The sequence below is a fragment of the Oceanicella sp. genome (genome assembly GCF_056449545.1).
Window position 1 is genome coordinate 1 of the sequence record NZ_JBWOMN010000027.1, and the last position, 22,587, is coordinate 22,587.

Sequence of the window (22,587 nt, forward strand, 5' to 3'; positions counted from 1 at the left end):
CGCCAACGCCGCCGTGGCGGTGGCGCGGCTGGGCGGCGCGGCGGCGCTGGCGGCGCAGGTCGGCGGCGACGCGGTGGGCGATCTGATCCTCGCCGGTCTGGCGCGCGAGGGCGTCGGGCTCGACGCGGTCAGCCGCGCCCCCGGGGGGCGGTCGTCGTTTTCCTCGATCCTCGTGGATGCGGCGGGCGAACGCCAGATCATGAATTTCCGCGGCGAGGGGCTGCGCGGCGATATCGACGCCCTGCGCGCTGCGGCGCGGGGCGCGGATGCGGTGCTTGCCGACACCCGCTGGCCCGAGGGCGCGGCCGAGGCCCTGCGCATCGCCGCCGGGCGCGGCGCGCCGGGGGTGCTTGACGCCGAGGCGCCGGTGGACCCGGCGCTGCTGGCGCTGGCCTCGCACGCGGCGTTCTCGCGTCAGGGTCTGGCGGCGTTCACCGGCAAGGCCGGGCTCGTCGAGGGGCTGGCGGCGGCGGCGGCGCGGATCGAAGGCTGGCTCTGCGTCACCGACGGGGCCGAGGGCGCGGTCTGCTGGACCGATGGCCGCGCCGTGCGCGCGCCCGGCCACCGCGTCAGAACCGTGGACACGCTGGGGGCCGGCGATGTCTGGCACGGCGCCTTCGCGCTGCGTCTGGCCGAGGGCGCGCCGGCGCCGCGGGCCATGGCCTTCGCCAACGCCGCGGCGGCGCTGAAATGCACGGCGTTCGGCGGCCGCGACGGCTGCCCGGATCGCGCCGCGGTGCTGCGCTTCATGGCGGCGCGCGGCTAGCGTCCGAACAGGCGCAGCACCTCGCAGGCGTCGCCATACCAGCGCGCGGCGCGGTCGAGATGGTCGCCATGGGCCACCAGCCCCCAGATGCTGGAATGCGATTTCCGCAGCGACCCGGCGTTGTAGGCCGCCGCCGTCAGGATCGGATCGGTCCCGGCGCTGGCGGATTTGCCGGCGATGTAGGCCCCGGCGAGGTCGATCGCCACCGCCGGATCGTAGAGCCCCAGCGCTTTCGGCGGCGTCGCCGGCTTGTTCTTGAAGAACTTGAACAGGGCCGGATCGTGGCCGAGCCCATGGCGCCGGTTCAGCCCGCGCGCGGTCGAGGCCAGCACCTGCGTCGGCCCGGCGCTGTAATCGCCTTTCTCCTTGCCGTCGATCGCCGGGTCGCCGGTGAAATCCACCGTCACGCCCTGTTCCCAGCGGAAGGTTTTCGGGCCGGTGAAATCCTCGCGCCTGAACCGGCCGGTTTCCGTGGCGATGGTCATCACCAGCAGTTCGGGGGGCACGCCGTGGCGCGCCGCCGCCGCGGCGATGATCTCGCCGTAAAGCTCGACGATCCGCGCCGCGGTGATCGGGGCGCCCACGGTGCGCAGCGGGCGGGACGGGGCGTTGCGCAGATACACCCCGGCGGCGTCGGTGCGCCATTCGACGCCGCCGTTGAAATCATGCCAGCCCGAAACCAGCGCCGCCGGCTTGCCCGCCATCAGCGTCGAGGTCGGCAGCGGCGGGCGCTCGTCCTCGGCCGCCGCGTCGCCGTCGAGCGGCGGCGCCCCGCGCGGAAAGCGCTGCGCCGCCAGTTCCAGATTGGCGCGCCAGCCCGCGTCGCCGCCGGGCGGGAAGTCGCCGTCCTTGAGCTGGCGGATCGAGGCGTCGGCGAATTGCACATGGGGCTTTTCGAATGACAGCGGCTCCAGCCCCTGCTTGCGCGCCAGTTCGTGATACTTTTCCCACCAGGCGCGGGTTTCCGGGGTTCCGTCCTCCCACGGATTGACCCCGGGGGCGTCAATGATCATGTCCACGGCCATGCCGTATTGGTGGTAGGAGCCCCAGGCGTCGGCGCGGGTGACGACGCCGCCCGGGCGGGTGCGGCCCTGCGCGAACAGATAGGCCTGGCGTTCGGGTTCGCGATAGGCCTCGAACACCCGCATGGGGACCTTGGCGGCGTTCAGCGCGGCGATCAGTTTCCTGACCTTGGCGCGCACGGCGGGGTGCAGCTTGGCGAGGTCGGAATCGCGCGCCTTGGGGTTGATCGCGGGCATGGCGGGCGCGGGCATGGCCGCGAGCGTCGTCATCGGGGCGGGGGCGGCGAAGTGGGGCGCAACGGGGGCCATCTCCGCCAACATCGCCGCCGGGGCCGCGACGGGCGCGGGCATGGGACCCGGGATCGCGCCGAGCAGGCCGCCGCCGACATCGCCGTTCGGGCCGCTCGACAGGCCATCGCCGATCGCGCCCCCCAAGCCGATCGCGCCACCCAATCCGCCGCCCGCCACTCCGCCCGCCAAACCGCCGCTCGACAGCGCGGCGCGGGCGCGGGCCAGCAGCGCGCGCAGACCGGCGCGGATCGAAGATCCGCGGGCCTCTTCCTCGCGCGCCATGCGCTCCAGCCCGGCCACCGCTTCGGCCAGCCGCGCCTCGGCCCAGTCGAAGCCGAGCCGCAGCAGGTCGCCGGCGCGCTGATGCAGGCGGTCGGATTCGTCGAGCAGCGCATTCAGATCGGCGCCCGATGCGTCCATCGCCAACCGGGTCAGGCGCTGGGCCTCGTTCAGCACGGCGCTCGCCTCGGCCTGGAAAGGATTGTTGGCATTGCCCGGCATGACAGCCTCCTGTTGAGAATGATCGGCGTCAGAAATTGCGGTTTCAGAAAGCCCGGCTTCAGAAGGATCGGCGGAACACCCGCGCCGCCGCCTTCACGCTCTCGGCGTTCTGGCGGATCTCGCCGGCCCAGAAGGCGATCTCCATGGGCGAGGCGCCGCCCGGGGACGCGGCGGCGTCCTCGAGCGCGCTCATCGCCGCGTTGGCGGCGTCCAGCGTCAGCACCCAGCCGGCGAGCAGTCGGCGAAAGTCCAGCAATTCGGCGTCCAGCGCCCGGGCCTCGTCGCGCCGCCCCAGCCGCAGCAGGGCGTTCTGGCGCTTGCCCACGTCGTCGCGGGCGGCGTCATGCATCAGCGGCGTCTGGCTGCGCACGAAGCCCAGAAACCCCTGCACCTTGCCCCTGTTGCGCAGGATCGCGTCCTGCAGCGCCGCGCGGTCGGCCACGGCGCTGACCGATTTCATCGCCGCCACCGCCAGATCGGTGGCGGGCGCGATCCTGGTCGCCGCGCCGGCGAGCCCGACCACGGCGGAGAGCAGCCGCGCCTCGCCGCCGAGCGCCGCGAGATCGCCGGCGGCGGCGGCGTAGGATTGGCCGGCCGCGTAGCTCGCCAGCACCGCGTTGTAGCGCGCCACCGCGTCAAAGCCGCGCTCGATCGTCACCGTGAAGGAGGCCCGCCCGCCCGGGGCCTCGAACGCCGCGAGATCCGGGTCGAAGGCGTCGCCCACGGGCGTCCGGGCGGCGCGTTCATAGCGTTCGAACACGTCGAGAAAGGCCCGCGTGGCAACGCGGCTTTCGTCAAAGGCGGCGCGATAGTCGGCAAGCTCCGGGGGCGGCGGGCGCACGCAGGCGGTTAGGCTCGCCAGCGCCAGCAGCGCGATCAATCTGATGGCGAAAGCGCGCGCCCGGGGCGCGAGGCGGATCGGCGCAAGGCCGGACAATCGATGCATGTCAGGTCCATTCGCTGGAAAAAACCGAGCGGTCGCAAAAGCGGTCGACCAGGGCGCGTCACGTCAAACGGCGATTGAAATCCGAGCGCTTCACGCTAGTGGCCGGTCCCTGACTGGCGCATGAACCGTCATGGCGCGCCGGGGGATCAGCCCCGGGGCCCGGCCATCACGCAGAGCAGCTCGAACATCGCCGTGGCCCCGTTCAGCGCCGTGATCCCGCCCATGTCGAAGGGCGGCGAGACCTCGACCATGTCGGCGCCGATGATGGTCAGCCCCGCCATCATGCGGATCATGCCCTGCAATTCGCGCATGGTGAGCCCGCCGGCCTCGGGCGTGCCGGTGCCGGGCGCGAAGGCCGGATCGAGGCTGTCGATGTCGACGGACACATAGACCGGCCGGTCGCCGATCAGCGCCAGCGCGTCGGCCATGCAGGCGCGCCAGCCGCGGTCCTCCAGTTCCTCCATGCGCATCACCGTCATGCCGCTGTCATAGGAGAATTTCCACATGTCCCGGTCATAGAGAGACCCGCGGATGCCGATCTGCGCCACCCGGACCGGGTCCAGCAGCCCCTCGTCCACCGCCGCCTTGAACGGCGCGCCATGATGGAAACGCGAGCCGCCGTAATCGTCGCCGGTGTCGGCGTGGGCGTCGATATGCAGCATGGCCACGGGGCCGTCCCCGGCCAGCGCGCGCAGGATCGGCAGCGATATGGAATGATCGCCGCCGCAGGTCAGCGGGCGGATGCCGGCGGCCTTGACGCGGGCGAAATAGGCCTCGATTTCCGCGTGCGCGCCAGTCAGTTCGAACGGCTTGCGGATCCAGGCGTCGCCGATGTCGGCGACCCGCGCCGATTCGAACGGGCTGGCGCCGGTGGCCTGGTTGACGCGGCGCATCAGGGACGACTGGTTGCGCACCTCGCGCGGGGCGTGGCGCGGGCCGGGGCGGTTGGTGACGCCGCCGTCGAAGGGCACGCCGCAGACCCCGATTTCGGGCGGATCGGCGGCGAAATCCTCGCGATAGGGCAGGCGGAAGAAGGTGGCGAGCCCGGTGAAGCGGGGGCGCTGCATGGGATCGTTGAAATCCAGCGTTTCGCGATCGGGCATCGTCGATGCTCCCTGTGGATCAGGCGTTTGCGGGGCCGGCCGCGCGGCGCGGGCCGGCCTGCAGACTGGCGCCATTGCGCGATGAATTCCATAGCGACGGAGGCTTGCGCCATGGGCGCATGCGACAGGCGTTCTGCGTCAAATGCCGGGCCATCCCGAACATCGCGGCGTTCTTCGTGAAACGCCGCTCCAGGACCGACGATCGATTCTGCCGCTTTCAGGCCGAAAAACACGCCCGCTCCATGAACGCGCCCGGCTGAGCGACGCGGATTCCGGCCCCGGGGCTCTGGCAGCGGCGCGGCGCGCGCGATACGTTGCGCCATGTCCAGTTCAGCCCCCCGATTCATCCACCTGCGCCTGCATTCCGCCTATTCGCTGCTCGAGGGCGCGATCCAGGCCAAGGCGCTGCCCAGGCTCTGCGCCGCCGACGCGATGCCCGCCGTGGCGATCACCGACAGCGGCAACCTGTTCGCGGCGCTGGAGTTTTCCGAAACCGCCGCCAGGGCCGGGGTGCAGCCGATCATCGGCGCGCAGATCGCGCTCGGCTACGCGCCGCCGCCGCGCCCCGGCGATCGCGCGCCCGACCCGCTGCCCATCGTGCTGCTGGCCCAGAGCGAAGCCGGCTATCAGAACCTCATGGCGCTGGTGTCATTCGCGCATCTGGAGGCCAGGGGAGAGGCCCCGCAGGTCGCGCTTGACGCGCTGGCGGCGCGCTCGGACGGGCTGATCTGCCTCAGCGGCGGCGCGCTCGGCCCGGTGGGGCGGCTGATCCTCGACGGCAAGCGCGAGGCGGCGGCGGCGTTGCTGACGCGGCTGGCGGCGATGTTCCCGGATCGGCTGTATGTGGAGATCCAGCGCCATGGGAGCGCCGGCGCCCTGCGCACGCCCGAGGAATCCGCCACCGAACCGGCTTTCGTCGAGATGGCCCATGCGAAGGGCCTGCCGCTGGTCGCCACCAACGAGGTGTTTTTCCCCACGCGCGACATGTATCAGGCCCATGACGCGCTGATCTGCATCGCCGAGGGCGCCTACACCGCGCAGGAAAACCGCCGCCGCCTGACCGAGGACCATTATTTCAAGTCGCAGGACGAGATGTGCGAGCGTTTCAAGAACCTGCCAGAGGCCATTGACAACACAGTTGAAATCGCCCGTCGATGCGCTTTCCGCCCGCGCACCCGCGCCCCCATCCTGCCGAAATTCGCCGATGACGAGGTCGAGGAGCTGCGCCGCCAGGCCCGCGCCGGCTTGAAGGGGCGGCTGGCGGTGATCCCGCATGCGGCCACGGTCGAGGCGTATGAGAAACGGCTGGAATTCGAGCTCGACGTGATCGTCGGCATGGGGTTTCCGGGCTACTTTCTGATCGTCGCCGACTTCATCAAATGGGCCAAGGATCACGACATTCCGGTGGGGCCGGGGCGCGGGTCGGGCGCCGGGTCGCTGGTCGCCTACGCGCTGACCATCACCGATCTGGATCCATTGCGCTACAGTCTGCTGTTCGAGCGGTTCCTGAACCCGGATCGCGTTTCCATGCCCGATTTCGACATCGATTTCTGCATGGACCGGCGCGAGGAGGTGATCGCCTACGTGCAGGACAAATACGGCCGCGACCGGGTGGCGCAGATCATCACCTTCGGCGCGCTGCTGTCCAAGGCGGCGGTGCGCGACGTGGGGCGCGTGCTGCAAATGCCCTACGGCCAGTGCGATCGCCTCTCGAAGATGATCCCGGTGGAGGGGGTCAAGCCGGTCTCGATCAGGCAGGCGCTGGCGGACGAGCCGCGCCTGGCCGAAGAGGCGCGCCAGGAACCGGTGGTGGCTGAGATGCTCGACTACGCCGGCAAGCTCGAAGGGCTGCTGCGCAACGCCTCGACCCACGCGGCGGGGGTGGTGATCGGCGACCGGCCGCTGCATGAACTGGTTGCGCTGTATCAGGATCCGCGTTCGGACATGCCGGCGACCATGTTCAACATGAAATGGGTGGAGCAGGCGGGCCTGGTCAAGTTTGACTTTCTGGGGCTGAAGACGCTGACGGTGATCCAGGGGGCGCTGGATCTTCTGAAGGCGCGCGGCGTGGCGGTGGACATCGCCGCCATCCCCCTCGACGACAAGGCGACCTATGATCTCTATGCCTCGGCCAACACGGTGGCGGTGTTCCAGGTTGAAAGCTCGGGCATGCGCGACGCCCTGCGGCAGTTGAAACCAACCTGCATCGAGGACATCGTGGCGCTGGTGGCGCTGTATCGCCCCGGCCCCATGGAGAACATCCCGAAATTCTGCAACGTGAAGAACGGACGCGAAGCCCTTGAATCCGTTCACCCATTGATCGACCATCTTCTGGAGGAAACCCAGGGGATCATCGTCTATCAGGAACAGGTGATGCAGATCGCGCAGGTGATGGCGGGCTACACGCTCGGCGGCGCGGACCTGCTGCGCCGGGCCATGGGCAAGAAGATCAAGGAGGCCATGGACGCCGAGCGTCCGAAATTCCTGGACGGCGCGAAGGCCAATGGCGTGTCCCCGAAGAAAGCGGCCGAAGTTTTCGATCTGTTGGAAAAATTCGCCAATTACGGATTCAACAAGTCCCATGCCGCGGCCTATGCGGTGGTCAGCTACCAGACCGCCTGGCTGAAGGCCAACCACCCGGTCGAATTCATGGCCGCGGCGATGAATTGCGACATGCACCTGACCGACAAGCTCGGGGTGTATCTGCGCGAGGTCAAGCGGCTCGACATCGAGGTCGTGGCGCCCGACATCAACCTCTCCGAGGCGCTGTTTTGCGTGAAGGAGGGCAAGCTGGTCTATGCGCTTGGGGCGCTGAAGAATGTCGGCGTCGAGGCGATGCGGCTGATCGTCGAGGCGCGCGGCGACGCGCCGTTCAGGGACCTGTTCGATTTCGCCCGCCGCGTCGATCTGAAGAAGGTCGGCAAGCGACCCATGGAGATGCTGGCCCGCGCCGGGGCCTTCGACCGACTCGACGACAACCGGCGGCGGGTGTTTGAAAGCCTGGATTCGCTGGTCGGCTGGTCGGCCTCGATCGCCGCGGATAAGGCCTCGGCGCAGGTGTCGCTGTTCGGCGAGGCGGGGGTGGACCTGCCGACGCCGCGCATGGCGCAATGCGACGACTGGCTGCCGGCCGAGCGGCTGGCGCGAGAACAGGGCGCGGTGGGATTCTTTCTGACCGGGCACCCGCTCGACGACTACGCCGGGGCGCTGGCGCGTCAACGGGTGATGACGTTTTCGGAGATCGCGCGAAAGGCCGGGCGCGGCGGCATCACCGCCAAGATCGCCGGCACGGTGATCGGGCTGCAGGAGCGCAAGAACGCGCGCGGCGCCCGATTCGCCTTCATGCAGCTGTCGGACGCCACGGGGATGTATGAGGCGACGGTGTTCGCCAAACCGCTGGCCCAGTATCGCGACCTGCTGGAGCCCGGGGTGAACCTGGTGCTGACGGTGGAGGCGACCTCGGAGGGCGAGGATCAGGTGAAACTGCTGATGCGCGCGGCGCAGCCGATCGATTCGGCGGTGGCCGACGCGGCGAGCATGGGCCTGAAGGTGTTCGTGTCCACGCCCGAGGCGGTGGACTCCGTGAGCGCCCGGCTCGCGGACGCGGTGAATCTGGGCCGCGGGCGGGGCGTGGGCGCCAAGGGCAGGGGGCCGGTCAATCTGGTGCTCATGGCCCCGGACCTTCCCTGCGAGGTGGAACTGACGCTGCCCGGCGACTATCCGCTGACGCCGCAGATCGCCGGGGCGATCAAGGCGGCGGCGGGGGTGGTGCTGGTGGAGGAGTTTTGACGCCGGCGCGCTCCGCAGCGGGCGGGCCGGTCGGGCTCATGCAGCCACCAGGCTGTCGCCGTCCTTTTCGGCCTTGACCTCGATGTTCCGAGGATGCGCGCCCGGAACGCTGCGCAGCGCGAGCGCCTCGATTCCAGGATTCACGTCAAGTTCCATGCGCTCGGCCCCAGAAATCACCCCTCCTCAATCGGCATATGCCGCGCCCGCGCGCCGCGTTCGATCGCCGCCCCGGCCAGGCGCCCCACATTCAGATCGTGGCGCACCATCTCCAGGAACCGCAATTCGCTCATGCGCACCCGGCCGTCGGCGGCTGCGACGTCGCAGGCCATGGCGTAGGCGGTCTCGTTGAGCCGCTCGGGCAGGGCCTCGCGCACCAGGCCGAGGATGGCGTCAAGCCCGTCCTCCTCGCTCAGCAGGTCCATCACCGTCTGCGTCACGCGGCGGATGCGGTCGGCGTCGTAGCCGGCGAAGGCGGGCATGGCGTTGACGATGCGCTCGATGGACAGCAGTTCGGGCGCGGTCATGCTCTCGTCGGCGGCGGAGGTGGTCACCATCACGGCGACAAGCGCATCCTGGGCGGTGAAAACGGTCATCGGTCTGCCATCCTTTGCCAAAGCCCCGATCAGCGACGGGGGCGCGCGGACATTATTGACCGCGCGCCCCGGTAGCAATAGGAACGACCACGCTTTGCGCGGGGCCCTGACGCCACGCGCCGCCCGCGCCCCGGCGCGGCGCATCACATGAAGGACCGCCTCTGATGACCGATCTGCGCGCCGCCGCGATGACCTCGAAAGCCTGGCCGTTCGAGGAAGCGCGCAAACTGGTCAAGCGCTACGCCAAGGCGCCCCCCGAAAAGGGCCATGTGCTGTTCGAGACCGGCTACGGCCCCTCGGGCCTGCCCCATATCGGGACGTTCGGCGAGGTCAGCCGCACCTCCATGGTGCGCCACGCCTTCGAGACGCTGAGCGACATACCGACCAAGATGCTGTGTTTTTCCGACGACATGGACGGGTTGCGCAAGGTGCCGGGCAACGTGCCCAACGGCGAGATGCTGGCCCAGGACATGAACCTGCCGCTGACCAGGGTGCGCGATCCGTTCGGCACCCATGAAAGCTTCGGCGCCCACAACAACGCGCGGCTTTGCGCGTTTCTGGACCAGTTCGGGTTCGATTACGAATTCGCCTCGTCGACCGAATATTACCGATCGGGGCGCTTTGACGCCATGTTGCTGACGGCGCTGGAGAAATTCGACGAGATCATGGCGATCATGCTGCCGACGCTGGGGGCCGAGCGCCAGGCGACCTATTCGCCCTTCCTGCCGGTCAGTCCGAAAACCGGGCATGTGCTGCAGGTCCCGACGCTGGAGCGCAATGTTTCGCGCGGGACCATCGTTTACCGGGAGCCCGACGGCGAAAAGGTCGAGATCCCGGTCACCGGCGGCCATGTGAAGCTGCAGTGGAAGCCCGACTGGGGCATGCGCTGGGCGGCGCTGGATGTCGATTACGAGATGTATGGCAAGGATCTGATCCCCTCGGCGCAGCTTGGGGCCAAGCTGTGCCGCACGCTGGGGCGGCGCGCGCCGGAGCTGTTCAATTACGAGCTGTTTCTGGACGGCGAGGGGCAGAAGATCTCGAAATCCAAGGGCAACGGCCTGTCGATCGAGGAATGGCTGAAATACGCCGCCCCCGAGAGCCTGCAATTGTTCATGTTCCAGAAGCCGCGCACCGCCAAGCGGCTGCATTGGGACATGATCCCCAAGGCCGTGGACGAATACCATGCGCATCTGCGCGGTTTCGTCGGGCAGGACGAGAAGGCGCGGCTGGCCAATCCGGTCTGGCATATCCATGGCGGCCATCCGCCGAAATCGGATCTGCTGGTGCCCTTCGCGATGCTGCTGAATCTCGCCGCCGTGGCGTCGGCCGAGGACAAGGAGACGCTGTGGGGGTTCATCCGCCGCTACGCGCCCGACGCCGATCCCGCCACCCATCCGGCGCTGGACGCGGCGGCGGGGCACGCGGTGGCCTATTTCCGCGACAAGGTGAAGCCGACGCGGGTGTTCCGGGCGCCGGATGCGCGCGAAGCGGCGGCGCTGGCCGATCTGCGCCGCCAGCTAGAGGCCTGGACCGGGGGCGCCGACGCCGAGGCCCTGCAGAATCTGGTCTATCAGGTGGGCAAGGACCACGATTTCGCCAATCTGCGCGACTGGTTCAAGGCGATCTACGAGGTGCTGCTCGGGGCCTCGCAGGGGCCGCGCTTCGGCGGCTTCATCGCGCTCTACGGCGTGCCGGAGACGGCGGCGCTGATCGGGCGGGCGCTGGCCGGCGACATGGCGGCCCTCGCCTAGGGCTGATCCCGGGCCTCCCTGCGGTTCATGCGCGCCGTGCTATCCTCGCCCCCATTGCGCGAAGCGAATTGCGGGGGTGACGGCCATGGGCGATCCGATCGATCCGACGGATGGCGACTATGTGAACATCTGGGCCAATTCCGGGGACGTGCCGAACACCGTGTGCAAGGATGCGCGGCTGCACGACAGGGACGGCGCGCTTTATCAAGGCGATCCCGAGGCTGGCGACGCTGATGAAGCAGACCTCTATGAAGACGCGGACGGCAAGACATACCGCATTGTCGTCTACCAGACCAAGACCTGGGGGCAGCAGGGCTGGGCCAAGGGGATCAATTATCACAGCGCCGACGATCTGCTGCGCCGATTGCGGAACCTGAAAGCCGCGGGCCGCATCAAGGGCGTTGCGCGACTGGCGATCCATGCCCATGGCATGCCCGGGAAGGTGTTCGTCAACGGCATGTCCAAGGCGCCGCTGACCGGGCGCGATCTGGAATACAAGGCGTTCCTGAAGGAATTGCGGGGCTTTTTCCCGCCCCATGGCGGCCAGTTGCTGTTCATGGGCTGCGCCGCCGCGCAGAACAATCCGTCGTTTCTGGAACATGTGTCGCTCGACATGCCGAATGTGGAAATCGTCGCCTTCGAAAAGATCGGCGTGACATCCGGGGCCATGGTCAGGACGGGGCCGACGCCGCACTGCGCCGAGCCCGGCATGCGACTGTCGCCCTTTGACGATTCGGGCCCCGGAACCAAAGCCCTGCATGGCCGGCATTACGCCAGGGCCTGGAACGATCTCAGGGCGCTGCACTGGGCGACGCCGTTGTCGCCCTACGCCGCGATCGCCATCAACGGGCGCATCGTCAAGCATGCCAGATCGACGAAAATCCCGTTCAGGATGCGCATCGCGCTGAACAACGATTTCGCTCCGCGCAAGGGGGTTGCGAAAAGCCGCGCCATGCCGGAGGTGGTGAACCTGCCGGTGGAGCTGAAGGATGACGAGGTGCTGCTGTTCGCCGCCCTGCCGAACTGGCGCGCGGTGGCCGACGGCAAGGCGGCGCCCGTGCCCCATGACCGGATCGCCTTCGTCAGCGGCATGCCGCGCCATCGCGCCGAACAGGCGTTGCGCGGGCTGAGCGCCAAGTTGCTGGCGATGGTCGCCAGGCAGCAGGACGTCACCGGATATGTGCGGCTTCGCTGAGAGGGCGCGGGGCCCAGGCGGGTGTCTCGGGTGGGGGGCTCAGGTGGCGGCGATCCCGCGGCGGCGCAGCCAGGCGTCGATCAGCGCGAAGGCCCCCATGCCCGCCAGCATCGCCGCCGTGAATGCGACGAATGGCAGGCCGCCGATGGCGAACCCGGCCAGCGCCGGGCCGGGGCAGATGCCGATCAGCCCCCAGCCGAGCCCGAACATCGCCGCGCCGCCGATCAGCCTGGCGTCGATTTCCTCGCGCGGGGGTTTTGGCAGTTCGCGCCCGAAGGCGGCGACCGCGCGGCGGTAGGACACCCGCCAGGCCAGCGCGCTCACCGACATGGCGGCGCCCATGACGAAGACCAGCGTCGGATCCCAGGCGCCGCGCGCCATGGCCGACATGTCGAGAAACGCCAGCACCCGCGCCGGGTTGGCCATGTCCGAGATCAGCAACCCCAGCCCGAACAGCAACCCGGCCGCCAGCGAGAACAGATCATGTTTGGTTTTCATGGACATCCGCGCATCTCCTCAGATCTTGCCGGTCAGGAACACGGTGGCGACGGCGACGCTCATGAAGGTCGCCAGCGCATAGATCGATCGCCGCGACAGCCGCGCCGCGCCGCAGACCCCATGCCCCGAGGTGCAGCCCGATCCGAGCCGCGCCCCGAACCCCACCAGCAGCCCCGCGACCGTAAGCAACACCAGATCTTCGCTGACCTCGATGCGCTTTGCGCCGCCAAAGCCGAGATAGAGCAGCGGGCTGACCAGAAGCCCCAGCAGGAACAATCCCTGTTCGCGCCGCGCGCCGCCCGACAGAAAACCGCCGATGATGCCGCTGATGCCGGCGATGCGGCCATTGGCCACCAGCAAAAGCCCCGAGGCCCCGCCGATCAGCGCCCCGCCGATCAGCCCGTTGATCCAGTCCGGATGCATGATGGTCTCCGCTTGAGATGGTTGATTATTCAAACTACTGAATATGTAGGCGGCGCGACCGGATTTGGCCAGAAGTTTTTCAATGAAACCTTTTGCGGCCGGTTCGGGCGCTCGCATCCGGTCACGACAAGGTGAGCCGGGGTCCGCAGGCGCCGCGACCGCGAAAAATGCGCTATGTGGATCAGAATTGCGAGCGGGCAGGGAGGTTTGCATGGAGCTGACACTGAAGCGGCGCGAGGCGCTGGCCATGGTGATCCTGCGCTTCGGCGTGGCGTGGTTCATTTTCGTATGGGCGGTGAACAAGCTGCTGGCGCCGGTGCAGTATCAGAATCTGGCGCGCTGGATCGACAAGGTGGAGATCGACCTCACCACCATCTACGCCATCGCCATCGTGCAGATCGCGGTCTGCCTGCTGGTGTTCGCCGGGGCGTTCCGCAGCTGGAGCTACGGCGCCCTGTTCGCCATGCACGCCTACACCGTGTATCGGCAATGGCCCAAATACCTCGACCCGTTCGAGATCAACGACAAGGGGTTCCCGGTCAATCGCAACGTCACCGTGTCGCTGGCGGTGCTGCTGGCGATGCTGGCGCTGTGGATGCTGCGCCATCGCGACCGCTGGACGTTTGACGGCTGGCGCGCGGCGCAGAGCGGGGCGCCTGCGGCGGACACGGCCTGAGCGCCAGGCGCGCCCCGGGCGCCTGCGACGGACTGAGCGCCGGGCGCCGGGCGACGGACGCCGGCAACAGGAAAGGCCCGGCGAAGCGCCGGGCCTTTCGATCGTTTTCCCGGACCAGGTCCCGAATGTCAGTTCTTGGACTTGTCCACCATGCGGTTGGCGGAGATCCACGGCATCATGCCGCGCAGCTTCACGCCCACTTCTTCGATCTGATGCGCGTCGTTGTTGCGGCGGATCGCCTTGAACATCGGCGCGCCGGCCTTGTATTCGCGCATCCATTCCGACACGAAGGCGCCGTCCTGGATGTCTTTCAGCACCTTGCGCATGCGTTCCTTGGTTTCCTTGCGCGGCAGGATCTGCGGGCCGGAATGGTATTCGCCGAACTCCGCGGTGTTGGAGATCGAATAGTTCATGTTGGCGATGCCGCCCTCGTAGATCAGGTCGACGATCAGCTTCACCTCGTGCAGGCATTCGAAATAGGCCATTTCGGGGGCGTAGCCGGCCTCGACCAGGGTCTCGAAGCCCATGCGGATCAGCTCCACGAGGCCGCCGCACAGCACCGCCTGCTCGCCGAACAGATCGGTCTCGCATTCCTCCTTGAAGTCGGTCTCGATGATGCCGGACCGCCCGCCGCCGATGGCCGAGCAATAGGACAGGCCGATTTCCAGCGCCTTGCCCGAGGCGTTGTTGTCAACCGCCACCAGGCAGGGCACGCCGCCGCCTTTCTGGAATTCGCCGCGCACGGTGTGGCCCGGGCCCTTGGGGGCCATCATGATCACGTCGACGCCGGGCTTGGCCTCGATCAGCCCGAAATGGATGTTGAGGCCGTGGGCGAAGGCAATGGCGGCGCCGTCCTTCAGGTTGTCGTGGATATGGGCGTAATAGGTTTCGGCCTGCAGTTCGTCGGGCATGGCCATCATGATCACGTCGGCCCATCTGGCGGCCTCGTCGATGGCCATGACCGTCAGGCCCTCGCCCTCGGCCTTCGCTGCGGAGGGCGAGCCGGGGCGCAGCGCCACGGCGAGGTTCTTGGCCCCTGAATCGCGCAGGTTGAGTATGTGGGCGTGGCCCTGCGAGCCGTAGCCGACCATGGCGACGTTCAGATCCTTGATGAGATTGATGTCGCAGTCGCGATCATAGTAGACGCGCATGTTCTTTCCTTCGGGGTTGGGATGGACTGGCGTCAGCATAGGCGCTGGGCGCGGAATGCGCGTTTCCAATTTTCGCCGGATATGCCAGAACGGGGAAAATTCATGCGCCATATACGGGAATGCCGCGAAAATCATGCAACAGCTTGACGACACCGACCGCCGCATCCTGCGCGCCATGCAGGAAGACGGCGGGCTCTCCAACGCCGGGATCGCCGCGCGCGCCGGGGTGTCCGCCTCGCCCTGCTGGCGGCGCATCCACCGGATGCAGCGCGACGGCGTGATCCTCGGGCGCTCGGTCGACATCGACTGGCGCAAGCTTGGCTACGAGGTGATGGTGTTCCTGCGCGTCACGGTCGACAAGACCCGCCCGCGCGCCTTCGAGGAATTCCTCGACGCGGCGCGCAAGACGCCCGAGATCGCCACCATCCAGACCCTGCTGGGGCGCGTCGACGTGCGCATGGACGTGATGGCCCGGGATCTGGCGCATTACCAGCGCATCTATCGCGAGCGGATTCTGCCGCTGCCCCATATCCTCGACATCGAAAGCCTGTTGCTGGTGTCGGAGCTGAAGAACACCGACTGGGCCCCGATATGAGCGACCCGCAACGCTACGACGCCACCGACCATGCGATCCTGCGCGCCCTGCAGGGCGATGGCGGGCTGAACGCCAAGGCCGTCGCCGGGCTCGTCGGGCTCAGCCAGCCCGCGGCCTGGCGGCGCATCCGGCGTCTGGAGGATGACGGGGTGATCCGCGGCCGCCGCGTGCGGCTGGACCTGCGGCGGCTGGGCTATGAGGTGACGGTGTTTCTCGGGGTCAAGCTGGCGGCGCGCGGGCGGGTCGGGCTCAGCGAATTCGAACGCGCGGTGACGGCGATCCCCGAGGTGCAGCTGGTGCAGCATGTGCTCGGGGTCTACGACTACCGGCTGAAGGTGGTGGCGCGGGATCTGGGGGATTTCGAGCGCATCCTGCGCCGGCGCATCCTGACCCTGCCCGGGGTTGGCGAGGTCGAATCCAACGTGCTGCTGTCGGAGGAGAAGTCCACGCCGGGGTTTTCCTGATCCGCTCGCGCCGCGGTGAGGTTTTTGCGGCGCCTCGTCACCGAGGCTTGAACGCCGGCGCCTTGCCGCGTGATCGTTTTCGCGCCAGATTCCATGGTCTGAACAGGCTGCGCGGGACATGGGTCCGAATGACCGCCCGTTTCCCGCGACCGTCCGCCTGACCGGCGATCGCCCGTCGGCGGGCGTCGCGGCAAGCAGCCTCGCCTCGCAACCGCATCAGCCCGCGACCCGCGCCGTCCGGCGCGCGTCGAACCAGGATGGGAGTCCGCCATGTCCGCCTCCACGCCGCTGTCCGTCGCCGCGATCGCGCTTGCCGCGACGCTGCTTGCCGCCCCCGCCGCGCTGGCCGCCGAGGCCGCGCCCGCTGACGCCTACATGATCCCCGCATCGGTCTTCGCCGCGCCGGGGCAGGTGGTCGAGGCCGCCTTCGGCGCAGCGGCCTTCATCGTCATGCTGCCGGCGAAGCTGATCTCCGGGCCCATCGAAACCGCCGCCGCGCCACGCGACATGTCGCCCGAGGCGGCGGCGCAACGGCGGGCCGACTGGGCGGCGCAGTTCCCGCGCAACCCCTACCGCTGAACGCCGCCGCGCGGGGCCGGGGCGGCGAACGCCGCCGCCGCCCCGGCAATTGTCGCATTGCCTCGGGCGCTGCGAATGGCTACCTCCTCTTCGAAGAACCGGAGGAGCCCCGCCATGATCGGACGTCTCAATCACGTGGCCATCGCCGTGCCCGACCTCGCGGCGGCCGCGGCGCAGTACCGCGACACCCTCGGCGCCCATGTCAATCCGCCCCAGGACGAACCTGATCATGGCGTCACCGTGGTGTTCATCGACCTGCCCAACACCAAGATCGAACTGCTGCGCCCGCTGGGCGAGGCGTCGCCGATCGCGGCGTTTCTGGCGAAACACCCGTCGGGCGGCATCCATCACATCTGCTACGAGGTCGACGACATCCTCGCCGCCCGCGACCGGCTGCAGGCCGCCGGCGCGCGGGTGCTGGGCGGCGGCGCGCCCCGGATCGGCGCCCATGGCAAGCCGGTGCTGTTCCTGCATCCCAAGGATTTCACCGGCGCGCTGATCGAACTGGAGCAGGCATGAGCGTCACCGCCGCCATCATCCTGCTCGCCGTCATCTGGTTCATGTGCCTGCTGGTGATCCTGCCGCTGGGCACCCGCAGTCAGGAACAGGACGGCAAGATCGTGCCCGGGACCCCCTCCTCGGCCCCGGTGAACCCGCGCATGAAGCGCAAGTTCCTGATCACCACCATCGTGACGCTGATCCTGTGGGCGCTGCTGGTGGGGGTGATTCTGTCCGGGGCGATCAGCCTTGACGACATCAGCTTCTACGGGCCCAGCGGCGTCTACTGACCGGCGCGCCCGATGCCGCAGCGGTGATTTCGCGGATCGCCGCAGCCATGCTATGGTTGCGCGTCGAAATCGAACGCCGCGGCGCAGACGCGGCCCCCGCATTCACCGGACTCAGGAGCCCGCCATGCAGAAAACCGTTCTCGTGAGCGTCATTGCGCTGAGCGCGCTGGCCTTCGTCACCGCCGCGCAGGCCGGGGCGAACTGTTTCCCGCGCGACAGCGGCAGCGCCTCGACCGAAAAGCCCAAGCCCAGCACCGGCGCCTGAAGTTTCGGGCCTGAAGTTTCGGGCCTGAAGTTTTCGGATCTGACGGCAAGGCCGGCGCCCGCGGCCTGACCGGCCCCGGATGATCCCGCGCCGCGCATGACACAACGTCAGTCGCGAGGGGCGTCGTCAGTCGCGAGGGGCGTCGCCGTTCAGGCGATGGAACTGGTGCGTGAAGGTCGCGACCCCCAGCACCGGGATCACCAGATTGAGCAGCGGCACCGACAACGGCGCCGCCATCAGCCCGCCGGCCAGAAACACCCGCCCGAAATGGCGCTTGCGCAGCTTGCGCGCCGCGGCGAAGCCGATGCGCCGCGCCGCCACGAGCTCAAAATACTGCCGCCCCAGCAGATGGCCGTTGACGGCGATGAACACCAGCGGCGCCAGCGGACCGGCCAGCAGATAGACCACGAGGCCGACCAGATTGACCCCGATCAGGGTCAGCGTGAACAACGCCCCGTCCCACAGCATGGCCCCCAGATTGATCTTTGGCGCAGGGGGCAGGTCCGGATAGTGGCGCGCCTCGACGGCGGCGGCGATCTCTTCGAGGAAAACGCCGATGAACAGGCTCGCCACCGGGAACATCAGGATCGCGGTCAGGACCACGCCGGCGCCGTAGGCCAGCCAGGCCAGCGCGTCGTCGATGAAGGTGATCTGCCAGCCGAACAGCGAAAATTCCATGGACGGGATCAGCGCGACGCCCCAGCTCCACAGCAGATAGACCAGCGCCAGCAGCCCGATGGTGAGCAGCAGCGACAACACGAACACCCGGCGAAACCGCGGGTCCAGCATCTGCGCCACGGCCCGCGAAAAGTCTTTCAGCAAGTCGCTCATTCGTCGATCCAGGCGGTGATTGCGGCCATGTCCGGGCGCGGGCGTTCGGGCGGGGGGGCGGTCTCGGTCCCCATATGAATGAATCCCGCCACCCATTCGCGCGCCGCCAGGTCCAGGCCCTCGGTCAGGAACGCCCGGTCAAACGCCATCCAGCCGGTGAGCCAGTTCGCCCCCCAGCCCGAGGCCAGCGCCGCGTTGAGCAACCCCAGGCAGACCGCGCCCGCCGACAGGGTCTGCTCGATTTCGGGCGCCTTGTCGGTGGGGCCGGGCGAGGCGATCACCGCCACGATCAGCGGCGATTCCGAAAACCCCGACACCGCCTTGGCCAGCTTGTCCGGGTCGCGCCCCCGCGCGTGGCCCAGCCGATGGGCGAGCGCCGCCAGCCGGATCAGCGCCGCGCCCTCCAGCACGATGAAGCGCCAGGGTTCGAGCTTGCCGTGATCGGGGGCGCGGGCGGCGGCCTCCAGCATCGGCGCCAGGGCGGCGCGACCGGGCCCCGGCGCCGCCAATGTGCGGGCCGGGCGGGACCGACGGGTGCGCAGGAAGTCCATGACCTCGGGGCGCGGTTCAAGCGGGCGCGGATCGGGCAAGGGCGGCTCCTGTGCGATGGCGGACATGGCGGCGAGCCCTCATGTCGGTCCTTGCGCCGCCGGTGTCAAGAATGCCCGGGCGGCGCCGATTCAATGCAGGGCGGATCCCGATCCGCCATTCGCGGCGCCGGCCCCGGGCGAAGCGCCGTCATGGGGTCAGCCGCGCCTGACCAGGATCCCGGCGGTCAGTTCCGACAGCGCCCGGCGCTGCGCCCCGTCGGCGGTGAAATTCTCCGCCGCCAGCCAGGTTTCGAAAGCGGCGCGCAAACCTGGCCACTCGCCGTCGATGCAGGCGTACCAGGCCGTGTCGCGGTTGCGCCCCTTGTAGACCAGCGCCTGACGGAACACGCCCTCGAAACTGAATCCCAGCCGCATCGCGGCGCGGCGCGAGCGCGCGTTCAGCGCGTCGCATTTCCATTCGAAGCGTCGGTAGCCAGCCTCGAAGGCCCAGCGCATCATCAGGTAAATCGCCTCGGTGGCGGCCCGCGTCGCCTGCATCTCCGGCGCGAAATGGATGTTGCCGATCTCGATGCTTCCCGCCGCCGGGGCGATGCGCAGATACGAAACCATGCCTCCCAGCGCGCCGGTCTGCAGATCGCGAACCGCAAAGAACAGCGGATCGTCGCCGAGGCAGGCTTGCGCCATCCAGTCGCGAAACGCCGCCTCCGTCGCGAACGGGCCGCTGGCCATGTAGGTCCAGTTCAGCCCCTGCGCATCCCGCGCATAGGCGGCGTGCAGCGCCGCCGCCTGCGCCGCCGGGTCGGCGGGTTCGAGCCGCGCATGACGCCCGGTCATCGCCGCGCTGATCGGGCGCGGCGGCGGGGACCAGTCGGGCAGGGCGGGGCCCACGGGGCGCCCGATCGCTTCGCCGCCCGAGGGGCGCGGCGCTTCGTCGGATCCGGGCATGGTCATGGGCATGGGCGCCGATCTCCGCGGGGTCAGGCGAACACGCCGGTGTCGCCGCCCAGGTCGAGCCCGGGGAACACCTCGCGCTCCAGCGCGCCGCGGCCCAGGCCGAACATCGTGCGCAGCGCCCAGGCGGCGTGGCGGCGCAGATCCTCGGTCGGCATCAGGTCGCGATCCTGATACAGTCGGCCCTCGCCCAGTCCCGGCCAGCGCCCATGCACCTTCGCCCCCGACAGCGCGCCGCCGGCGAAGATCATCAGCCCGCCGGTGCCGTGATCGGTGCCCCGCGTGCCGTTCTGGCGCGCGGTGCGCCCGAATTCGGTCATGCAGATCACCGCGGTGCGCTCCCAGTTGCGACCCAGACCCTCGCGCAGCGCCACAAGGGATTGCGCAAGGTTGTCAAGGGGTTTGCGCAATGCATTCATCTGGCCCCTATGGGTGTCAAACCCGCCCAGCGAGAACGCGGCGATGCGGCTTTCGCCGTTCAGCATCTCCGCCGCCAGGGCTGCGAGGCTGACCGCGTCGACCTTTTTCGCGCGCGCCAGCCCCATGCCGTCGATCTCGGCGTCGATGGCCACCGCCTCGCGCCCGGCGGCGGCGAAAAGCGGGTCGCGCGACAGCACCAGCTCCAGCAATTCCAGCGTCGAGAGCGACAGGCGCAGGTCATTGTCGGGGGCCCAGTTCAGCGCCTCCGCCTTGCCGTCGAGCAGCAGCATCCGCCCGCGCCCCACGGCGATGGCGGTGCGCGACGATGCGCCGGGGATCTGCGCCAGCGCCCGGTTCAGCCAGCCGTCGCCGCCCGCGGTCATGGCGCCGTTGCGCGACCCGGCGCCGTTTTCCAGCGCGTCCTGCCCGTCGAAATGGCTGCGCTTGTCGCGATAGGGGGTGGAGACCGCGTGGGCGAAGCTCAACTCGCCCGCCCGCCACAGCGGCGCCAGCGCCCCGAGCGCCGGATGCAGCGCGAAACGCCCGTCCAGATCCAGCGCGCCTTGCCCCGGGTCGGTGGCGAGTTCCGGGCGCATGGCGGCGTATTCGGGGTCGCCATAGGGCCCGACGGCGGCCAGCCCGTCCAGCGCGCCGCGCAGCACGATGGCCACCAGCCGGTTGTCGCCGGGGGCGGCGGCGAAGGTGACGCGGCTGGTGAGCGGAAACGCCGCCGCCGAACAGCCCAGCGTCAGCCCGGCCTTCAGAACGGCGCGGCGCGGGAGGGCGGGTGTCGGTCTGCGCATCGCCTGCTCCTCAGACACGGTTGAAATCGGGGGAGACCAGCAGCAGCGCGATGCCCTCCCATTTTTCCGCGGCGGCGGCGACCGCGAAGCCGGTCTCGCGGCTGACGGCGTCGCGCAGGGCGATGCGCGCCAATTCGCGCGGGTCGATGCGATTGGGCGCGGCGTTGCCGACGCGGCTCGCCCATTCCAGCCGCGCCGCCATGCCGCTGGGGGTGATCCAGGCTTGCGCCGGTTCTTCCCAGCCGTCGGGGCCGGGGGCGAGGTCCATGGGCTGGTTCATGGAGCGCAGGGCGCGCAGGGTCAGATGCGGGCCGTAGCGTTTTTTCGGACGCATGTCCTTGGGCCTCGCCCCGAGGGCGCGCAGCCCCGAGACCACCAGATCCCATGGTTTCTTCACCTTGGCGCCGGGGGTTTCCCAGGCCGCGGGGTGTTCGAGCATCGCCGCGCTCAGGGCGCGCAGATCCGCCCCCCCGGCGCGGTTGGCGGCCAGATAGGCGGCGCGCATATGCGCCACCAGCGCGCGCGGCGGCGCGTCGGCGACGAAATGCGTGGCCATCTTGCGGGCCAGGAACCCGGCGGTGGCTTCGCGCCCGGCCAGATGGGCGAGAAAATCCAGCACGTCGGCCTGTCCCGTGCCGACGCGATCCGCGCGCCCGTAGCGCCGCCCGAGCACGGTCTTGAAACCGGGCTCCGCCAGATTGCGCCGGAAGCGGAAGCCGTCGTCGCGCAGCGTCGCGTCGCGATCCTCGCGCCACGGCATGGCCACCGAGAACCCCGCCAGCAGCCGGGCGAATTCGCGCACGTCGCGCTGCTCGTAGGGGCCGTCCACGCCCAGCGTGTGCAGTTCGAGGATCTCGCGCGCCAGGTTTTCGTTCAGTCCGCGCTCAGGGCGGTTGCGCGCCGCCTTCGAATGCGGCCCGGCGGAGAAATTCTGGTCCAGATAGACCAGCATCGCCGGGTTGCGGGTCACCGCGGTCAGCATGTCGGCGAAGCGCCCGCCGACATGGGGCCGGATGGCGCGTTCCTGCATGGGCCGGATCAGGGCTCCCTGCATGTTGTTCTTGCGCGCCGTGGTGAAATGGCCGCTCCAGAAACGCAGCAGCCGTTCGGCGAAGCCATGGGGGGCGCTGACCGGCCCGGCCATGCGCGCGATCTGGTCGGCATGGATGGTTTCGCGCAGGGCGCGGCCATGGGTCTTGCGCCGGATCTCGGCCGCCGGGTCGCCCTTGCGAGAGGCGCGCGCCGCGATGCGGTAATCGGCGATCAGGTCGATGCGCCGCGACATCTCGTCATCGTCGATCCCCGACGCGGCGGGGGCGGCGATCTGGGCCAGCAGCGCGTCCGCGTCGGCGGGGGCCGGCTGATCGGGGCGGAACCCGGTGCCGAATCGCAGGGTGGCGAGCGTCGCGCGGTCGAGAGCCATGGAAACCGGTCTCCGGGGCCAGGGGGGGGCGGGGCGGGGCCAGGGGGCGGCGGGGCGGGGCGGGGACGCACGCCCGCCCCGCCGCCCATCAATACCCCCTTCAGCTTGCGCATCAAGGGGGAGCGAGTGCGACCAAATTCGGGCGATTGCGCGACGCGCCCCGCAGACGGCGCACGAAAACATGCGCCGCCGAGATTGCCGAATCAAACCTG

Annotated in this window: 23 protein-coding genes; 11 read left to right on the plus strand and 12 right to left on the minus strand. The window is 69.2% G+C overall.

The features are described from left to right. On the plus strand, positions 1 to 766 hold a 766-nt coding region (locus AC1HC7_RS04375; protein WP_479498725.1), incomplete at its 5' end, for a PfkB family carbohydrate kinase. On the opposite strand, the gene AC1HC7_RS04380 is transcribed toward AC1HC7_RS04375, so the two are convergent. The 3 genes from AC1HC7_RS04380 to speB form a co-directional block, all read right to left on the minus strand. Next, positions 763 to 2,580 (minus strand): D-alanyl-D-alanine carboxypeptidase family protein, encoded by a 1,818-nt coding sequence (locus AC1HC7_RS04380; protein WP_479496401.1) that lies wholly within the window; start codon positions 2,578 to 2,580, stop codon positions 763 to 765. The genes AC1HC7_RS04375 and AC1HC7_RS04380 overlap by 4 nt on opposite strands. A 58-nt stretch (positions 2,581 to 2,638) precedes the next feature. Next, positions 2,639 to 3,526, minus strand: coding sequence for a hypothetical protein (locus AC1HC7_RS04385; protein ID WP_479496402.1), 888 nt, complete (start codon positions 3,524 to 3,526; stop codon positions 2,639 to 2,641). A 146-nt stretch (positions 3,527 to 3,672) separates the two neighbouring features. Further along, complete coding sequence (speB, locus tag AC1HC7_RS04390; protein WP_479496403.1) at positions 3,673 to 4,629, minus strand: agmatinase; 957 nt, start codon at positions 4,627 to 4,629, stop codon at positions 3,673 to 3,675. Between the two features lie 321 nt (positions 4,630 to 4,950). On the opposite strand from speB, the gene dnaE reads away from it, so the two are divergent. After that, on the plus strand, positions 4,951 to 8,418 hold the full coding sequence (dnaE, locus tag AC1HC7_RS04395) for a DNA polymerase III subunit alpha (RefSeq protein ID WP_479496404.1): 3,468 nt from the start codon (positions 4,951 to 4,953) through the stop codon (positions 8,416 to 8,418). 173 nt (positions 8,419 to 8,591) lie between these two features. On the opposite strand, the gene AC1HC7_RS04400 is transcribed toward dnaE, so the two are convergent. After that, entirely contained in the window at positions 8,592 to 9,011 is a 420-nt protein-coding gene (locus tag AC1HC7_RS04400; protein WP_479496405.1) for a tellurite resistance TerB family protein, read from the minus strand. A 164-nt stretch (positions 9,012 to 9,175) separates the two neighbouring features. Between AC1HC7_RS04400 and AC1HC7_RS04405 the strand changes: the two genes are divergently transcribed. Together AC1HC7_RS04405 and AC1HC7_RS04410 are read left to right on the plus strand one after the other, a co-directional pair. Then, complete coding sequence (locus AC1HC7_RS04405; protein WP_479496406.1) at positions 9,176 to 10,762, plus strand: lysine--tRNA ligase; 1,587 nt, start codon at positions 9,176 to 9,178, stop codon at positions 10,760 to 10,762. Between the two features lie 85 nt (positions 10,763 to 10,847). After that, a complete protein-coding gene (locus AC1HC7_RS04410) occupies positions 10,848 to 11,957 on the plus strand; it encodes a hypothetical protein (protein ID WP_479496407.1) in 1,110 nt (369 codons plus the stop codon). A gap of 39 nt (positions 11,958 to 11,996) precedes the next feature. On the opposite strand, the gene AC1HC7_RS04415 is transcribed toward AC1HC7_RS04410, so the two are convergent. Together AC1HC7_RS04415 and AC1HC7_RS04420 are read right to left on the minus strand one after the other, a co-directional pair. After that, positions 11,997 to 12,461, minus strand: a complete 465-nt coding sequence (locus AC1HC7_RS04415) for a DUF6691 family protein (protein ID WP_479498726.1) — start codon at positions 12,459 to 12,461, stop codon at positions 11,997 to 11,999. Between the two features lie 12 nt (positions 12,462 to 12,473). Further along, positions 12,474 to 12,878, minus strand: coding sequence for a YeeE/YedE family protein (locus AC1HC7_RS04420; protein ID WP_479496409.1), 405 nt, complete (start codon positions 12,876 to 12,878; stop codon positions 12,474 to 12,476). Between the two features lie 211 nt (positions 12,879 to 13,089). Here AC1HC7_RS04420 and AC1HC7_RS04425 point away from each other — a divergent pair, with 211 nt between their 5' ends. Beyond that, complete coding sequence (locus AC1HC7_RS04425) at positions 13,090 to 13,554, plus strand: hypothetical protein (RefSeq protein WP_479496410.1); 465 nt, start codon at positions 13,090 to 13,092, stop codon at positions 13,552 to 13,554. A gap of 128 nt (positions 13,555 to 13,682) precedes the next feature. Here AC1HC7_RS04425 and ilvC read toward each other — a convergent pair whose 3' ends face one another. Continuing rightward, on the minus strand, positions 13,683 to 14,705 hold the full coding sequence (gene ilvC / locus AC1HC7_RS04430) for a ketol-acid reductoisomerase (protein WP_479496411.1): 1,023 nt from the start codon (positions 14,703 to 14,705) through the stop codon (positions 13,683 to 13,685). 133 nt (positions 14,706 to 14,838) lie between these two features. Here ilvC and AC1HC7_RS04435 point away from each other — a divergent pair, with 133 nt between their 5' ends. From AC1HC7_RS04435 to AC1HC7_RS04460, 6 genes are all read left to right on the plus strand, one after another. Continuing rightward, a complete protein-coding gene (locus AC1HC7_RS04435; RefSeq protein WP_479496412.1) occupies positions 14,839 to 15,300 on the plus strand; it encodes an Lrp/AsnC family transcriptional regulator in 462 nt (153 codons plus the stop codon). After that, positions 15,297 to 15,764, plus strand: a complete 468-nt coding sequence (locus tag AC1HC7_RS04440; protein WP_479496413.1) for an Lrp/AsnC family transcriptional regulator — start codon at positions 15,297 to 15,299, stop codon at positions 15,762 to 15,764. Before AC1HC7_RS04435 ends, AC1HC7_RS04440 begins: the two co-directional genes overlap by 4 nt. Positions 15,765 to 16,034: 270 nt before the next feature. Beyond that, positions 16,035 to 16,343: a hypothetical protein gene (locus AC1HC7_RS04445; protein ID WP_479496414.1), complete on the plus strand. Its 309-nt coding sequence runs from the start codon at positions 16,035 to 16,037 to the stop codon at positions 16,341 to 16,343. A 114-nt stretch (positions 16,344 to 16,457) separates the two neighbouring features. Then, the gene (gene mce, locus AC1HC7_RS04450) at positions 16,458 to 16,862 is read left to right on the plus strand and encodes a methylmalonyl-CoA epimerase (protein WP_479496415.1); all 405 of its coding nucleotides are present in this window, start codon (positions 16,458 to 16,460) and stop codon (positions 16,860 to 16,862) included. Continuing rightward, on the plus strand, positions 16,859 to 17,131 hold the full coding sequence (locus AC1HC7_RS04455; RefSeq protein ID WP_479496416.1) for a DUF1467 family protein: 273 nt from the start codon (positions 16,859 to 16,861) through the stop codon (positions 17,129 to 17,131). Before mce ends, AC1HC7_RS04455 begins: the two co-directional genes overlap by 4 nt. Before the next feature lie 124 nt (positions 17,132 to 17,255). Beyond that, positions 17,256 to 17,396, plus strand: a complete 141-nt coding sequence (locus AC1HC7_RS04460; RefSeq protein ID WP_479496417.1) for a hypothetical protein — start codon at positions 17,256 to 17,258, stop codon at positions 17,394 to 17,396. Positions 17,397 to 17,522: 126 nt separating this feature from the next. On the opposite strand, the gene AC1HC7_RS04465 is transcribed toward AC1HC7_RS04460, so the two are convergent. From AC1HC7_RS04465 to AC1HC7_RS04485, 5 genes are all read right to left on the minus strand, one after another. Beyond that, positions 17,523 to 18,227, minus strand: a complete 705-nt coding sequence (locus tag AC1HC7_RS04465; protein ID WP_479498727.1) for an EI24 domain-containing protein — start codon at positions 18,225 to 18,227, stop codon at positions 17,523 to 17,525. Next, positions 18,224 to 18,844, minus strand: coding sequence for a nitroreductase family protein (locus AC1HC7_RS04470; protein ID WP_479496419.1), 621 nt, complete (start codon positions 18,842 to 18,844; stop codon positions 18,224 to 18,226). The genes AC1HC7_RS04465 and AC1HC7_RS04470 overlap by 4 nt, the downstream gene beginning before the upstream one ends. Positions 18,845 to 18,973: 129 nt before the next feature. Then, positions 18,974 to 19,735, minus strand: a complete 762-nt coding sequence (locus AC1HC7_RS04475) for a GNAT family N-acetyltransferase (protein ID WP_479496420.1) — start codon at positions 19,733 to 19,735, stop codon at positions 18,974 to 18,976. Positions 19,736 to 19,755: 20 nt separating this feature from the next. After that, complete coding sequence (locus AC1HC7_RS04480; RefSeq protein WP_479496421.1) at positions 19,756 to 20,952, minus strand: DUF1501 domain-containing protein; 1,197 nt, start codon at positions 20,950 to 20,952, stop codon at positions 19,756 to 19,758. Between the two features lie 10 nt (positions 20,953 to 20,962). Further along, complete coding sequence (locus AC1HC7_RS04485; protein ID WP_479496422.1) at positions 20,963 to 22,375, minus strand: DUF1800 domain-containing protein; 1,413 nt, start codon at positions 22,373 to 22,375, stop codon at positions 20,963 to 20,965. Between the last annotated feature and the right edge of the window lie 212 nt (positions 22,376 to 22,587).

Bases quoted from the DNA above. Each gene is read 5' to 3' on its own strand.
- AC1HC7_RS04420 (WP_479496409.1), bottom strand. From the start codon at position 12,878: ATGCATCCGGACTGGATCAACGGGCTGATCGGCGGGGCGCTGATCGGC.
- AC1HC7_RS04405 (WP_479496406.1), top strand. From the start codon at position 9,176: ATGACCGATCTGCGCGCCGCCGCGATGACCTCGAAAGCCTGGCCGTTC.
- ilvC (WP_479496411.1), bottom strand. From the start codon at position 14,705: ATGCGCGTCTACTATGATCGCGACTGCGACATCAATCTCATCAAGGAT.
- AC1HC7_RS04455 (WP_479496416.1), top strand. From the start codon at position 16,859: ATGAGCGTCACCGCCGCCATCATCCTGCTCGCCGTCATCTGGTTCATG.
- AC1HC7_RS04470 (WP_479496419.1), bottom strand. From the start codon at position 18,844: ATGTCCGCCATCGCACAGGAGCCGCCCTTGCCCGATCCGCGCCCGCTT.
- AC1HC7_RS04415 (WP_479498726.1), bottom strand. From the start codon at position 12,461: ATGTCCATGAAAACCAAACATGATCTGTTCTCGCTGGCGGCCGGGTTG.
- AC1HC7_RS04475 (WP_479496420.1), bottom strand. From the start codon at position 19,735: ATGCCCATGACCATGCCCGGATCCGACGAAGCGCCGCGCCCCTCGGGC.
- speB (WP_479496403.1), bottom strand. From the start codon at position 4,629: ATGCCCGATCGCGAAACGCTGGATTTCAACGATCCCATGCAGCGCCCC.
- AC1HC7_RS04460 (WP_479496417.1), top strand. From the start codon at position 17,256: ATGCAGAAAACCGTTCTCGTGAGCGTCATTGCGCTGAGCGCGCTGGCC.
- AC1HC7_RS04425 (WP_479496410.1), top strand. From the start codon at position 13,090: ATGGAGCTGACACTGAAGCGGCGCGAGGCGCTGGCCATGGTGATCCTG.
- mce (WP_479496415.1), top strand. From the start codon at position 16,458: ATGATCGGACGTCTCAATCACGTGGCCATCGCCGTGCCCGACCTCGCG.
- dnaE (WP_479496404.1), top strand. From the start codon at position 4,951: ATGTCCAGTTCAGCCCCCCGATTCATCCACCTGCGCCTGCATTCCGCC.
- AC1HC7_RS04385 (WP_479496402.1), bottom strand. From the start codon at position 3,526: ATGCATCGATTGTCCGGCCTTGCGCCGATCCGCCTCGCGCCCCGGGCG.
- AC1HC7_RS04465 (WP_479498727.1), bottom strand. From the start codon at position 18,227: ATGAGCGACTTGCTGAAAGACTTTTCGCGGGCCGTGGCGCAGATGCTG.
- AC1HC7_RS04400 (WP_479496405.1), bottom strand. From the start codon at position 9,011: ATGACCGTTTTCACCGCCCAGGATGCGCTTGTCGCCGTGATGGTGACC.
- AC1HC7_RS04440 (WP_479496413.1), top strand. From the start codon at position 15,297: ATGAGCGACCCGCAACGCTACGACGCCACCGACCATGCGATCCTGCGC.
- AC1HC7_RS04435 (WP_479496412.1), top strand. From the start codon at position 14,839: ATGCAACAGCTTGACGACACCGACCGCCGCATCCTGCGCGCCATGCAG.
- AC1HC7_RS04410 (WP_479496407.1), top strand. From the start codon at position 10,848: ATGGGCGATCCGATCGATCCGACGGATGGCGACTATGTGAACATCTGG.
- AC1HC7_RS04445 (WP_479496414.1), top strand. From the start codon at position 16,035: ATGTCCGCCTCCACGCCGCTGTCCGTCGCCGCGATCGCGCTTGCCGCG.
- AC1HC7_RS04480 (WP_479496421.1), bottom strand. From the start codon at position 20,952: ATGCGCAGACCGACACCCGCCCTCCCGCGCCGCGCCGTTCTGAAGGCC.
- AC1HC7_RS04485 (WP_479496422.1), bottom strand. From the start codon at position 22,375: ATGGCTCTCGACCGCGCGACGCTCGCCACCCTGCGATTCGGCACCGGG.
- AC1HC7_RS04380 (WP_479496401.1), bottom strand. From the start codon at position 2,580: ATGCCGGGCAATGCCAACAATCCTTTCCAGGCCGAGGCGAGCGCCGTG.